At 65.7% G+C, this 12,395-nt stretch carries 12 protein-coding genes, 1 tRNA gene and 1 pseudogene; 6 read left to right on the forward strand and 8 right to left on the reverse strand.

Annotated features, from left to right (window positions below):
• Positions 1 to 79: 79 nt before the first annotated feature.
• Together ACVIHF_RS25165 and ACVIHF_RS25170 are read right to left on the reverse strand one after the other, a co-directional pair.
• Positions 80 to 2,029 carry a molybdopterin biosynthesis protein gene (locus ACVIHF_RS25165; RefSeq protein WP_253607403.1) on the reverse strand — a complete coding sequence of 650 codons (1,950 nt, stop codon included), beginning with the start codon at positions 2,027 to 2,029 and terminating at the stop codon, positions 80 to 82.
• 9 nt (positions 2,030 to 2,038) lie between these two features.
• Complete coding sequence (locus tag ACVIHF_RS25170) at positions 2,039 to 3,148, reverse strand: molybdopterin-binding protein (protein WP_456792686.1); 1,110 nt, start codon at positions 3,146 to 3,148, stop codon at positions 2,039 to 2,041.
• Between the two features lie 185 nt (positions 3,149 to 3,333).
• Here ACVIHF_RS25170 and ACVIHF_RS25175 point away from each other — a divergent pair, with 185 nt between their 5' ends.
• A complete protein-coding gene (locus tag ACVIHF_RS25175; RefSeq protein ID WP_057014858.1) occupies positions 3,334 to 4,545 on the forward strand; it encodes an ABC transporter substrate-binding protein in 1,212 nt (403 codons plus the stop codon).
• A gap of 126 nt (positions 4,546 to 4,671) precedes the next feature.
• Here the strand turns inward: ACVIHF_RS25175 and ACVIHF_RS25180 are convergent, their stop codons facing one another.
• A complete protein-coding gene (locus tag ACVIHF_RS25180) occupies positions 4,672 to 5,640 on the reverse strand; it encodes a TAXI family TRAP transporter solute-binding subunit (protein WP_253607400.1) in 969 nt (322 codons plus the stop codon).
• Between the two features lie 119 nt (positions 5,641 to 5,759).
• Here ACVIHF_RS25180 and ACVIHF_RS25185 point away from each other — a divergent pair, with 119 nt between their 5' ends.
• Both ACVIHF_RS25185 and ACVIHF_RS25190 read left to right on the forward strand, forming a co-directional pair.
• Positions 5,760 to 6,728 (forward strand): Bug family tripartite tricarboxylate transporter substrate binding protein, encoded by a 969-nt coding sequence (locus tag ACVIHF_RS25185; protein WP_057015085.1) that lies wholly within the window; start codon positions 5,760 to 5,762, stop codon positions 6,726 to 6,728.
• A 193-nt stretch (positions 6,729 to 6,921) separates the two neighbouring features.
• A tRNA-Ile gene (locus ACVIHF_RS25190) sits at positions 6,922 to 6,997 on the forward strand.
• A 20-nt stretch (positions 6,998 to 7,017) separates the two neighbouring features.
• On the opposite strand, the gene ACVIHF_RS25195 is transcribed toward ACVIHF_RS25190, so the two are convergent.
• Positions 7,018 to 7,815, reverse strand: a complete 798-nt coding sequence (locus tag ACVIHF_RS25195; protein WP_092085981.1) for a helix-turn-helix transcriptional regulator — start codon at positions 7,813 to 7,815, stop codon at positions 7,018 to 7,020.
• Between the two features lie 162 nt (positions 7,816 to 7,977).
• On the opposite strand from ACVIHF_RS25195, the gene ACVIHF_RS25200 reads away from it, so the two are divergent.
• The 3 genes from ACVIHF_RS25200 (at position 7,978) to ACVIHF_RS25210 (ending at position 8,933) form a co-directional block, all read left to right on the forward strand.
• Positions 7,978 to 8,169 (forward strand): hypothetical protein, encoded by a 192-nt coding sequence (locus ACVIHF_RS25200; RefSeq protein ID WP_092085983.1) that lies wholly within the window; start codon positions 7,978 to 7,980, stop codon positions 8,167 to 8,169.
• Between the two features lie 45 nt (positions 8,170 to 8,214).
• On the forward strand, positions 8,215 to 8,385 hold the full coding sequence (locus ACVIHF_RS25205) for a hypothetical protein (RefSeq protein WP_456779523.1): 171 nt from the start codon (positions 8,215 to 8,217) through the stop codon (positions 8,383 to 8,385).
• Positions 8,386 to 8,492: 107 nt separating this feature from the next.
• Positions 8,493 to 8,933, forward strand: a complete 441-nt coding sequence (locus ACVIHF_RS25210) for a hypothetical protein (RefSeq protein WP_456779522.1) — start codon at positions 8,493 to 8,495, stop codon at positions 8,931 to 8,933.
• A gap of 88 nt (positions 8,934 to 9,021) precedes the next feature.
• Here the strand turns inward: ACVIHF_RS25210 and dhaK are convergent, their stop codons facing one another.
• From dhaK to ACVIHF_RS25230, 4 genes and pseudogenes are all read right to left on the reverse strand, one after another.
• Entirely contained in the window at positions 9,022 to 10,005 is a 984-nt protein-coding gene (gene dhaK, locus ACVIHF_RS25215) for a dihydroxyacetone kinase subunit DhaK (RefSeq protein WP_456779521.1), read from the reverse strand.
• 37 nt (positions 10,006 to 10,042) lie between these two features.
• The gene (locus ACVIHF_RS25220; RefSeq protein WP_456792687.1) at positions 10,043 to 10,465 is read right to left on the reverse strand and encodes a hypothetical protein; all 423 of its coding nucleotides are present in this window, start codon (positions 10,463 to 10,465) and stop codon (positions 10,043 to 10,045) included.
• Positions 10,458 to 12,078 (reverse strand): annotated as a pseudogene (ptsP, locus tag ACVIHF_RS25225) (phosphoenolpyruvate--protein phosphotransferase). Before ptsP ends, ACVIHF_RS25220 begins: the two are co-directional and overlap by 8 nt.
• A 1-nt stretch (position 12,079) precedes the next feature.
• On the reverse strand, positions 12,080 to 12,382 hold the full coding sequence (locus tag ACVIHF_RS25230) for an HPr family phosphocarrier protein (RefSeq protein WP_456779519.1): 303 nt from the start codon (positions 12,380 to 12,382) through the stop codon (positions 12,080 to 12,082).
• Between the last annotated feature and the right edge of the window lie 13 nt (positions 12,383 to 12,395).

Raw genomic sequence — 12,395 nt, forward strand, 5'->3', positions numbered from 1 at the left:
CTCAAAACCCGCCGCGGCGTATGGGTTCCTGCTTTCGCAGGGACGACAGCTGTGATGGTGCGGCAGAGCGGCACACCGGCTACGCCGGCCTGAACCCCGCCTTCGTCAATGCAGCCCGCCCTTCATCCGACGCCAGTGCGTCGAGAAAGGCCTGCACCGCGGGCCGCTGCTTGCGCGCCGTCACCAATGCGAAGTCATAATGCTCTTCGGCGAGCGGTATGAAGCCGAGTCCCGACGCATCGGCGACCGGCGCGATGGTCATGCCCCAGTCGGCGCGGCGCTGCGCCACCGCGGCCGCAACCGCATTGTGCGAGCGGGGCTGATTCCAGTAACCGTCGGGCCGGCGGCCCACCAGCAAGCGATCGATCAGGATGCGGGTGCCGGCGCCCTGGTTGCGGTTGACCATGAGGCAGGCGGGATCGGCGAGCGCGGCGCGCACCGCCTGCTCTGCGCTCAAGCCGGCAAAGCGCGTGTCGTCCTTGCGAAACACGATGCCCTGCATGCGCCGCCAGCCCGGCACCAGTTCGAGCCCGTCGGCCAGGTACGGCGTGTTGTAGGTCTCGGTCTTGTCGTCGAACAGATGGATCGGGGCGAGATCGCATTCGCCGCGCTTGGCGGCAGCGAGCCCGCCGAGGCTGCCGACCGCGATCGAACGCACTACAAGCCCGGCATGCACCAGCGGCGCCGTGACGAGATCGAGCCCGGTGCAATGGCTGCCGACGATGACGAGATCGGGCACCCGCACATGCGGCGTGAACAGCGTCACCTCGGCCTCGCTGCCGGCCGGCAACTGGTCGGCCAGCGCCTCGATCTTCAGGAAGCCGTCGGCCTGCGCGAACGAGGTGATCGCGCCCGAGCCCTTGCCGCCGGGATAGGCGATCAGGCCGTCGGCGCCCTCGACCAGCGACACCATCACGAACTCGGTACGCCCGAGCTCGGAGGCGATGCGCACCGGCACCTTCGCCGCCACCTTGGCATCCGATCGCGGCGGCAGCCCGGCCATCCGGCGCAGCACCGGCACGATCATGTCGTGGAAGGTGAACATCGCCGAGGTCGGAAAGCCCGGCAGGATGACCACCGGCTTGCCGTCGCACACCGCAAGGCACAGCGGCTTGCCTGGCTTCAGCGCCACGCCATGCGCGATGATGCCGGGCTTGCCGAGGCGAGCGATGATCCGGTGCGAGACGTCACCCGCGCCCTTGGAGGTGCCGCCTGACAGCACCAGCATGTCGCTGTCCGCCAGCGCCTTGCGCATCGCGGCCTCGAGCATCGCCTCGTTGTCGGCGATCGCGCCAAGGAACGCCGCGTCACCGCCGTTCTCGGCAATCGCCGCGGTGACGATCGCACCATTGGTATCGTAGATCGCGGCCGGCCGCAGCTTCTCACCCGGCTGCACCAGTTCGTCGCCGGTCGAGAGGATCGCGACGCGCGGACGGCGCGTCAGCGCAACCTCGGCGATGCCGCAGGCCGCGAGCATGCCGATCTCGCGCGACCCGATCATCGTTCCCGCGCGCAGCAGGGCCTCGCCGCGCGCGATGTCGGAGCCGGCATAGGACACGAACTGGCCGGGCGACGCCGCACGCCGGACCTCGATGGTGCCGTGGCCGGCAGGCTGGGTGTGCTCGACCATCACGATGGCATCAGCGCCGCGCGGTACCGGACCGCCGGTCGCAATCGCGGTTGCAGTACCCGGGAGCACCGGCATGGTGGGCGCGGTCCCGCACGAAATCGTCTCGTCGTTCAGCGCGAGCTGCACCGGCGCGGCCTCGCCGGCGCGCGCCAGATCGGCCGAGCGCACCGCAAAGCCGTCGACATTGGAGCGATCGAATGGCGGCACATCGATCGGCGCCACCACGTCCTCCGCCAGCGCACGGCCGAGCGCATCGGCGAGCAGCCGTTTCTCGGACGGCAATTGGCGCGGGAACAGCGCCGCCTCGAAGCGCGCGAGCGCCTCCTCGCGCGACAGGATGGTCAGGAACTGGTCCTGCTCGACGGACGGGTTGGGTTTCGGCGTGAACGTGTTGTTCATCTCGGGAACTCACTCCCGCAACATATAGGCATCGACAACCGCGCCCGCAGCGAAGCCCTCGGCAGCGCCGGGCACGATCAGCAGGGCTTCGGCGCGCACGATGGCATCGAGTGACAGGTCGCCGGTCGCAAGCGCCGCCCAGGAACCTTGCTCGCGTATCAGCAGCACGACCTCGGCAACGCCGACGCCGGAGGCGATCTTGCGTTCCAGCGGCAGCGCCAGTGTTTTGCGCGCGCGCCGGCCCGACAGGCGGTCGAGCAGGGGAAGCGCAATCGCCCACCAGGCCGCGAAAGCCTGATCCGGCGCGCCCGGCAAGGCGACGACCGGCGTTGTGTGGATACGGCCGACCGCTGCGGTGCGCCCCGGTTGCAGGGCAATGCCGTGCGCGATCAGTGCGCCACGCGTTGCCAGCGCATTCACCGCGGCATCGGTGTGACCAACGCCGGTGCCGCCGATCGTGACCATCAGATCGCAGCCGTCTGGTTCGAGTGCGTTTGCAATCGCCGCCACATCGGGTGCCGCCTCGATGCCGACGACCTCAGCGCCCGCGAGGCGCGCGGTGTCAGCGATCAGTTGTGCGGTCAGCTCACCATTGGCGACGTTGACGATGCGAAGCCGCGGCCGTCGCACGCGCAACATCTGCAGTCCGGCCGCGCGCGCGAGCAGCAGGCCGCGCGGCAGCAGCGGCTCCCCTGCTGCGATCACGGTGCGCCCAACGGCGATGTCGCTGCCGGCACGCCTGACGCCCTGCCCCGGGATTGCTTCGGCGAGCACCTGCGCAAGCGGACCGGAGGTATCGACGGCATCGGCATCGACCACGCAGTCGGTGCCATCAGGCATCGCAGCGCCTGCCGCCACCCAGACCGGAGGTTCGGCCAGCGGCAACGGCGCATAGGACGACGCGCCGACCAGGTCATTGGCGCGCATCGCCCACCCGTCGCTGACCGCGACATCGCGCGGCGGATAGGCGCGCAAGGCCGGCATCTCGGCCGCAATGCAGCGCAAGGCGTCGGCCGGTGGCAACGCGATCGGCTGGACCGGTCCGACGTCGCGCAGCACGGCAGCCAGTGCCGCAACGAGCGGGGTGAGCGAAGGCGGAAGGCGCGGGGCGGTGACCATGGCCCGCTATGGACTGAATCGGCCCCGAAAGAAACTGTCTCTCGCCGCACCGGGGCTGCGTCATTAGACCGATGGCGCGTTGACGCGGTCCCCAATATAGTTGCAAAAGAAACCAATATGACCGGGTCCCCGAAGGCCCGGCACAACCAATAATGGCCAATGCGCCAATTCAGGAGGGAGACAGAATGAAGGCCACCAGACTAGCCATGTTCGGGACGCTCGCAGCCGCGCTGCTGGCCTCCCCGAGCGTATCGGCGCAGGTATCCGACGACATCGTCAAGATCGGCGTGCTGACCGACATGAACGGCCCCGCCTCGACGCCGACCGGCCAAGGCTCGGTCACCGCCGCGCAGATGGCCGTCGACGATTTCGGCGGCAAGGTGCTCGGCAAGCCAATCTCGGTGATCGTCGGCGATCACCAGCTCAAGCCGGATATCGGCGCGACCATCGCGCGACGCTGGTATGACGTCGATCAGGTCGACCTCATCGTCGACGTGCCGGTCTCGGCGGTCGGGCTCGCGGTGCAGAACATGGCCAACGAGAAAAAGAAGCTTTTCATCACGCATTCGACCGGCGCGACCGATTTCCACGGCAAGTTCTGCTCGCCCTACGCGATACAGTGGGTATTCGACACCAGGGCGCTCGCGGTCGGCACCGCGCAGGAGGTGGTGAAGCGCGGCGGCGACAGCTGGTTCTTCATCACCGACGATTATGCGTTCGGTCACTCGCTGGAGAAGGACGCCTCCGCGATCGTGACCAAGAACGGCGGCAAGGTGCTCGGCGCGGTGCGGCCGCCGTTTGCGACGCCTGATCTGTCGTCCTTCATCCTGCAGGCGCAGGCCTCGAAGGCCAAGATCATCGGCATTGCCGGCGGACCGCCCAACAACACCAACGAGATCAAGACCGCCGCCGAGTTCGGCGTCTTCGCCGGCGGGCAGCAGATGGCCGCGCTGCTGGCGCTGATCACCGACATCCACTCGATCGGGCTGTCGGCCGCGCAGGGCCTGCTGCTGACCACCTCGTTCTACTGGGACATGGACGACAAGACCCGCGAGTGGTCGAAGCGCTATTTCGCCAAGATGAACCGGATGCCGACGATGTGGCAGGCCGGCGTCTACTCCTCCGTGACCGCCTATCTGAACGCGATCAAGGATGCCGGCACCGACGATCCGCTCAAGGTCGCGGCCAAGATGCGCGAGAAGCCGGTCGAGGACTTCTTCGCCCGCAACGGCAAGCTGCGCGAGGACAATCTGATGGTGCACGACCTCTGGCTCGTGCAGGTCAAGACCCCGGCCGAGTCGAAATATCCGTGGGACTATTACAAGATCCTGGCCAAGATCTCCGGCGAGGACGCGTTCGGCCCGCCGGATCCGGCCTGCGCGATGGCGAAGAAATGACGACCGAAGGTCGTCGTTCCGGGGCGATGCGTCAGCATCGAACCCGGAATCTCGAGATTCCGGGTTCGCGCTTCGCGCGCCCCGGAATGACCTCTGCATAGACGCGATAGCGCGTCCATGCAGAAGTCATTTCGCCGCCCCGATCTCGCGGAAATATCTGAGCACGCCGGGGTGGATCAGGTTGATATCAGGCGCGGCGGCGACGGTGTTCGCCGCCGTGGTCTCGCACGCCTGGGCGAGCTTGTTGCAGAAGGTCGCCTCGATGCCGTGCAGCGTCTTGGCCAGCCGATAGGCGACATCGTCGGGCAAGGTCTCGCGCACCAGGATGTAGCTCCAGGAGCCGACCGAAGAGATTGCCGCGGTCTGCTTCGGATAGCTGCCGGCTGGGATGGTCAGCGGCTTGAGGAAAGTGTGCTTGGCGCGGATGCGGGCGATCTCGTCCGTGGTCGGCGCGATGAAGCGGGCGCCGGTGGCGCTCTCGGCCATCTTGGTGAAGCCGGGCCAGCCGATGCCGGCGCCCCACAATGCGGCGGCGCGGCCGTCCTCGACCATCGCAGGCCCGTCGCCGGCGCGATCGAGATAGATCGACTTGAAGTCCTCGTCCTGCTTCAGCCCGATGCCGTCGAGGATGTAGCGCGACAGGATCGGCAGGCCGGAGCCCTTGGCGCCGAACGCGACGGGCTGGCCGACCAGGTCCTGGATCGTCTTGTAGGGACTGTCGGCCCGCACCACGAACATGCCCGGGCTCGAATACATCGCGGTGAGGATCTTCAGCTTCGTGGCCTTCGGCCGGCCGATGCCCATGAAGGCTTCATAGGACGGCTCGCCCGCCACGGTCGCGATATCGACGTTGCCGGCCTCGAGCAGCGGGATGTTCTCATTGGAGCCCTTGGTGTTGCGCGGCTCGATCGACAGCGTCGGGTCGGCCGCATTCATCACCTCGGCGAAGGCATTGCCATAGAGCGGAAAGCCGCCACCCGGCGTCGCCGTGGCGAAACTGATCGTGGTCTTGGAAATGGTCTTGCTCCCCTCTTGCGCCGCCGCCCCGTCCGCGAGCAGCAGCGCGCCGGCGCACATCATAACAGCGAATTTCATCCCGAGCCTCAAGCATTCCACACGAACCCGACTATCGTCGCACGGGCGACGTCGTAGGCAAAGCCAGCGTTTTGTGAAACCATGCCGGCAACAGTCACAAGAAAATGACGGGAGAGACGATGATCCAGTTCGCGCGTGTCGCCTTGCTTGGTTTGATTTGCTGCCTCGCCTCGATTGCCCCCTCATCCGCATCCGACTATCCGAACCGCCCGGTGCGCTGGGTGATCGGGTTTGCCGCCGGCGGTCCGGTCGACATCGTCGCCCGCATCATGAGCCAGTGGCTGTCGGATCATTTCGGCCAGCAATTCATCGTCGAGAATCGCACCGGATCGGGCGGCAACATCGCCGCCGCGGCCGCTATCAACTCGCCGGCTGACGGCTATACGCTGTTGTTCGTCGCGCCCAACAATGCGATCTCGACCTCGCTCTACAAGAAGCTGCCGTTCGACTTCCTGCGCGATACCACCCCGGTCGCGAGCATCATGCAGCTCACCAACATGCTGGTGGTCTCGAACGCGATGCCGGTGAAGACCGTCCAGGAGTTCATCGACTACTGCAAGGCCAATCCGGGCAAGATCTCCTATGCCTCTTCGGGCAACGGCACCTCGGTGCACATGTCGGCCGAGTTGTTCAAGGCGATGACCAAGTGCGACATGCTGCATGTGCCGTATCGGGGATCCGCGATCGCCTTCCCCGACATCATCTCCAACAAGGTGCAGCTGATCTTCGACAATCTGCCGTCGGCGCTGGAGCAGGCCCGCGGCGGCAACGTCCGCGCGCTCGGCGTCACCTCGCCGAAACGCTGGGCGAGCGTGCCCGACGTGCCGGCGATCGCCGAGACCGTGCCGGGATTCGAGGCGGTCGGCTTCTACGGCATCTCGGCGCCGAAGGGCACCCCGCCCGAGATCGTCGATGCGCTCAACAAGGCGGTCGGCGAAGCGCTGAAGGACCCCAAGCTCGTGGCGCGCCTCGCCGAGGTCGGCGGCATCCCGAAGCCGATGGCCCCGGCCGAATTCGGCAAGCTGGTGGCCGACGAGACCGAGAAATGGCGCAAAGTCGTCGAGTTTGCCGGCGTCTCGGTGGATTGAGGCGCCGGTCGCCAGGGAAACGGAGGGCCAGGCAGGATGGCTGCCGGCCGCTGTTCCAGCGATGCCGGCCGCAAGACGTGGCTGGCCCGGCGGCGTCGGCACAGGGGTGCGGGCGGCATTGCCGAAACCGCAGTCAGCCTGTAAACGGAGCCCGCACCGTTGCCGGCCGCGCCCCGCGGCCCGCAAGGCGGCGGGGCCTGTAGCTCAATGGTTAGAGCCGGCCGCTCATAACGGTCTGGTTGCAGGTTCGAGTCCTGCCGGGCCCACCAGCAAATCAACTGTAAGTTCGTTATCGCAGCTTGCCGAGCCACAGCGCGGTGAGCGCCGAGCGATTACGCACGCCGAACTTGGCGTAGATCGACTTGACGTGGAAATGCGTGGTGTTCGGACTTTGGTCAAGCCTCTGCGCGATCTGCTTTTCCGTGTGCCCGTCGAGCAGTGCGAGCAACACCCTGCGTTCAGCAGGTGTCAGGGGTGCATTGGCGATGAGCAGGCCGTGGCTGAGCAGTTGCTGACGGTGAAACCATCTCAACCCGCGCATCACGAAGCCCAGACGCTGGCCGTCCTGTGCCGAGAAGCGAGGGGCCTCCGCATCGCGAAATACGAACAGGCGAATCCTCACGTCGTCGTTGAGCGCAATGCGCACGGAGATGCTGTCGGCGAATCCGACGTCCAGATAGTGCCGCCGATAGTGCTCGCCCTCGAACCATTCCGGCGGCAGCGCTTCGAACAGCAGGCGGACCCGGAACGGCTCATCTCCCGACATGGAAAGGATCTGAGACAGGTCGACGTCGCGGGACCAGAGCGTATCGAACTGCTTCTGCACGGATGCTGCCACCGCCGGTATCGGGTCCAGCACCCGGACGAGGCGCGGACGCCAACCGAGCAAGGGATCGGCCCGCTTCGGCGAAGGCAATCGCACGACCACACCCCATAGCACATTGCGTGCCGACAACATGGTACGCAGTGCGGCTAGCAGATGTATCAGTGCGGCGTCGCCGTCGCCGACGGAGAACTCGGCCAGCCGATCCCAGAGTGCATAGACATCTTGATTCTGCGGATTGGTGGAATCCGTCGATAGATACATGTCCCCCCCGAACCGAGTGCGCAGGTCACCGACCTTCGAGCAAGCATAGGAGACACCGGACCACCTTTCTAGGTAGTTCCCAGACGCATCAACTGGCGAGATATTCAGTGCGGGTGTTGGGAAGACTGGCCTTCTCACCGTCACGATATTCGGAGATTAACGATGCGCACAGCAACGGGCGCGCGCCGGCTTGACACGCCCGACGACGACCGGACGGAGCGGCGGTGGCGTCTCGGCTTTTTCATCGCCCTATTATGCGCCGTTTTGATTGCGCTCGCGGCCTTCACGCAGGAGCAACCTGCTAAAGCGTTGATCCGACCCACTGGCCCGCTGCCGGCGATCAACATTCCCTGATCGAGGCGCTGTTGGCGCACCATTTGCCAACTCCTGGAGATCATCATGCGGGCCGCTGCAATTGCTGCGATTGCAAACGCTTTTGTCCGGGTATTCCCCACATCGTCATTGCAGGCAAACGTCCTCAAGCAGACCGCGTTGCTCTGTGGAGCCGCCCTCTTGGTGTGGCTGCTGTCGGTGACTTATGGGCTGGATCTCAGTGCCGGATTCTTCTAGCCGATCAGCATCTGATTTTTGCGCTTGCTTCGGTATCCAAACCCGTTGAGCCACATGTACAGGGCTCGTCGCGCTCTTCAGGGGCAAGTTCATAGAAGGACGCGGAAATGCGCTGCTCAGATGTTTTGCTCTGCGGCTCGAAGTCCTGGGTTGAAGCCGCCGGCTATCTCGCATCTCTTCTCGTCTTCGCCACGTTTTGCATGAAGACGATGCTCCAGCTCCGGATCACGGCCATCTTGAGCAATGTCGCGTTCATCGCATACGCGTTCTTCGACGGCTTGTATCCAATCCTCATCCTTCACTCGGTTCTGCTGCCTCTTAACGCCGTCCGAACAGTCCAAATGCTCCGCATCAGGCGAGTTGTGGAGCAAGCATCCAAGGGCGAATTCACAACCGAACCGCTATGCCCGTTCATGATTGCAGGTTCGAGTCCTGCCGGGCCCAGCAATAAATCAATGGCTTGGCACTCACGATCGCCGGAGATCCTGTCTACTCCACGCAAAAAAGATGCCGCGCCCGAAGGACACGGCAAGTTTCAGGGAAGGTGAACCGGCAGACTTCCGGTGCATGCCTGAGACCCCGGCCCATCGTCAGTCAGGGCGCAATCTGAAAATCAGCGGCCGCCCACCACGGCGGTCACCATTTCAATGCGGCCGTGCGCACGGGATGATCCCAGAGCGCGGTGGTCTCGCTGTCGAGCAGGCTTACGGTGAGCGAGCAGCCCGCCATGTCCAGCGATGTGACGTAGCTGCCGACCAGCGAACGGGCGATGCGCAGGCCCCGCTCCTCGAGCATCCGGCGCGCCGTGTTGTACATCAGATAGAGCTCGATCGTCGGCGTGCCGCCGAAGCCGTTGACGAGCAGCAGCGCCTCGGAGCCCGCGGGCGCCGCGAGATCGCCGGCGATCGCTGCCGTCATTTCCGATGCGATCGCATCGGCCTCCGCAAGCTTGACGCGGCGGCGGCCCGGCTCGCCGTGAATGCCGACCCCCATCTCCATCTCGTCTTCGGCAAGTGCAAAGGTCGGCGTGCCCGCAGCCGGGACGGTGCAGCTGGTCAGCGCAACGCCCATCGAGCGCGTCTGTGCGTTGATGCGCTCGCCGAGCGCCACGCAGGTCTTGAGATCGGCGCCCTTCTCGGCCGCGGCGCCGACGATCTTCTCGACGATCAGGGTGCCGGCGACGCCGCGCCGCCCGGCGCTGTAGGTCGACTTCTCGACCGCCACATCGTCATCGGTCACGATGGTGGCGATACGACCCTCGGCGATCTCGGCTGCCATCTCGAAGTTCATGCGGTCGCCGGCATAGTTCTTGACGATGAAGAGAACGCCGGCATCGCCCGCGACCGCCTGTGCGGCCTCGACGATCTGGTCCGGCGTCGGCGAAGTGAACACCTGGCCGGGACAGGCGGCATCCAGCATGCCGTAGCCAACGAAGCCGGCATGCAGCGGCTCGTGCCCGCTGCCGCCGCCCGAGACCAGCGCGACTTTCTTCGAGTTCAGCTCGCGGCGGCGGACGAATTTCCGCTCAGGGCCGAGCATGACGAGGTCGGCATGCGCGGCGGCAAAGCCGTCGAGGCTCTCTGCGAGCACGTTGTCGACCGCATTGATGAACTTCTTCATTGTGTTCTCCCCGCTTCGTCCGTTTGGCGTTTCTCGCCTATTTTTCCCGCATGATGGCAATCAGTCGCCGCGTGAACTCCTGGAGCAGCGTGTCGAGCTCGGCGTTGCGCTTGGCGCTGCCGAAGTCTGGCAGATGCAGCGTCAGCGTCCGCTCGTGCGAGCCTTCGTTCAACCGGCCGACGCGGCGCGGATGTGCGCGCGCATAGGCGCGAAGGAAGGCTGTCTTCGCCTGTGGCGGGAAGTGGCAGACATCGAAGATCGTGTTGAGATGCTGCACCGGGATCGGCACCGGATAGGCCGGGTTGCTGATCTGGCTGACGAAGCTGCGGTTCTTTCCCATGGCATGGGCCAGCCGCAGCCGCATGCCGGACGGGCGGCTCTCAAGGACTTCCTTGAAGATGCGCTTGTAGACTGCGACCGCGCCGGCTTCGGGCGCGTCATCGGCCGCCGTGTCAGCCAAGGCCGCCTCCGCTGCTCAGCCGATCGATGGTGTGCTTGATCTGCGCCAGCGCCGATGCATTGACGGAGAGTTCGCGCAGGCCACAATTCAGCAGGGCCGGCAGGCAGCGCGGATCACCGGCCATGTCGCCGCACAGGCTGACGCTGATGCCGGCGCGGCGGCCGTGCTCCGCGGTCCGCGCGATCAGTTCGAGCACTGCGGGATGCAGAGGGTCCACCAATGGGGCGAGAGCTCCGTTGGAACGATCGCAAGCCAGGACATATTGCGCGAGATCGTTCGAGCCGATCGAGAAGAAGGCGGCCTTGAAGCTAGATACCGCAAGGGCCGCCGCCGGGACTTCGACCATGATTCCCAGCTCGGGAAGCATCGCGGCAATGCCGTCCGCCTGCAAGCGCTGCACGACATCGGCGAACAGCTTCCGTCCCGCCTCGAGCTCGTCCGCCGATGTGACCATCGGGAACATGACCTTGAGATTGCCGCGCACCGCGGCCCGCGCCAGCGCGCGGAGCTGAACCGCAAAGATCTCGGGCCGGGCGAGGCACAGGCGCAGGCCGCGCACCCCGAGGAACGGATTGGCTTCGCCGTCCACCGTGAAGCCCGGCACCGGCTTGTCGCCGCCCGCGTCGAACGTGCGAATGGTGACCGGTCGCCGGTCTGCCCAACGCAACACCCGCATCATAAGCCTGAAACTGTGTCTCTTCATCGGGCAGACTACCGCGCTCCGTCAGCAGGAACTCGGTGCGCATCAGGCCGATGCCGTCGGCATATTGCGCGTCGGCATGCTCGAGATCCTCGACGCGCTGGATATTGATGAAGAGCTTGATCCGCTCGCCGCGCCAGGAGGCTGTCGGCCGCCGCAGGATTGCGCGCGCGGATGCCCTGCTCTTGAGATGGCTGTCGCGCCGCTTCTCGAAAGTACGGACCTGTTCGGCATTGGGATCGAGTTCCAGCGTCGCGCCTTCGCCGTCGAGCAACGCCATGGTGCCGATGTCTGGAATTGAACCGAGCTGCACCACCATCGGGATGCCGCGCGCCCGCGCCAGCATCGCGACATGGCTGGTCGGGCTGCCGCGCAACAGCGCCAGGCCGCCGCCGCCGGACCAGTCGATCTCGAGGAATCGCGATGGCGGCAGATCGTCGGCGCAGACCACGCCCCCGCTCGGGACCTTCAGCGGCTGCCCCTGATCGCCACGCAGAATGTGGACCACGCGGTCGCGCAAATCCGCAAGATCGGAGGAACGCGCTTTCAGATAGTCGTCCGGTGCGGAATTGTAGTCGGCGATGTGCGCGTCGAGCGTCGAACGCCATGCGATATCGGCCGGACGTCCCTCGCCGATCGACGCGAAGATCGCCTCGATCAAATCCTCGTCCTCCAGCAGCGCAACCTGGAATTCGAGAATCTGGGCAGCTTCGCCGCCGGCGCTGGCGGCAAGATCCGCGATCTGGCCACTCGCGACGTCGATCGCATTGCGCAACGCCAGCGCCTCCTCGACCAGTGTGCCGGCCACACGCTCGCCGGCCGCGCCCGCATCGACACGGACGAACGGGCCATGGGCAAAGCCGATCGAGGCGGTCCTGCCGCGGTAGGCCAGCCCTGCAGCGCCGCCCTGCATGCTATGGTGCTCCATCCGGAAAATCGCTTGCTATCAGACCGACCAACGCCGCGACCGCGGCCTCCGCATCGCTGCCGGAGGCCTTGATCTCGATCGTGCTGCCGTGTGCCGCGCGCATTGCCATGATCTTGGCCACGCTCTTGGCATTGATCCATTCAGGCGCGCCCGCGACCCGCACCGAGATCTGAGCCTGGAATTTCTTGGCGAGCTTGGTCAGCTTGACCGCGGGGCGCGCGTGCATGCCAACTGCGTGCACCAACCGCACATTGCCGGTGAAGATCTGTTCGTCCGCTTTATCAAGCATGCTCATCATCCAT

This window comes from Bradyrhizobium sp. USDA 4506, assembly GCF_054058795.1.

What these genes read in the sequence shown, in the direction of transcription:
- ACVIHF_RS25165 (WP_253607403.1), bottom strand. Translation starts at nt 2,029, where the DNA reads ATGAACAACACGTTCACGCCGAAACCCAACCCGTCCGTCGAGCAGGAC.
- ACVIHF_RS25170 (WP_456792686.1), bottom strand. Translation starts at nt 3,148, where the DNA reads ATGGTCACCGCCCCGCGCCTTCCGCCTTCGCTCACCCCGCTCGTTGCG.
- ACVIHF_RS25175 (WP_057014858.1), top strand. Translation starts at nt 3,334, where the DNA reads ATGAAGGCCACCAGACTAGCCATGTTCGGGACGCTCGCAGCCGCGCTG.
- ACVIHF_RS25180 (WP_253607400.1), bottom strand. Translation starts at nt 5,640, where the DNA reads ATGAAATTCGCTGTTATGATGTGCGCCGGCGCGCTGCTGCTCGCGGAC.
- ACVIHF_RS25185 (WP_057015085.1), top strand. Translation starts at nt 5,760, where the DNA reads ATGATCCAGTTCGCGCGTGTCGCCTTGCTTGGTTTGATTTGCTGCCTC.
- ACVIHF_RS25195 (WP_092085981.1), bottom strand. Translation starts at nt 7,815, where the DNA reads ATGTATCTATCGACGGATTCCACCAATCCGCAGAATCAAGATGTCTAT.
- ACVIHF_RS25200 (WP_092085983.1), top strand. Translation starts at nt 7,978, where the DNA reads ATGCGCACAGCAACGGGCGCGCGCCGGCTTGACACGCCCGACGACGAC.
- ACVIHF_RS25205 (WP_456779523.1), top strand. Translation starts at nt 8,215, where the DNA reads ATGCGGGCCGCTGCAATTGCTGCGATTGCAAACGCTTTTGTCCGGGTA.
- ACVIHF_RS25210 (WP_456779522.1), top strand. Translation starts at nt 8,493, where the DNA reads ATGCGCTGCTCAGATGTTTTGCTCTGCGGCTCGAAGTCCTGGGTTGAA.
- dhaK (WP_456779521.1), bottom strand. Translation starts at nt 10,005, where the DNA reads ATGAAGAAGTTCATCAATGCGGTCGACAACGTGCTCGCAGAGAGCCTC.
- ACVIHF_RS25230 (WP_456779519.1), bottom strand. Translation starts at nt 12,382, where the DNA reads ATGCTTGATAAAGCGGACGAACAGATCTTCACCGGCAATGTGCGGTTG.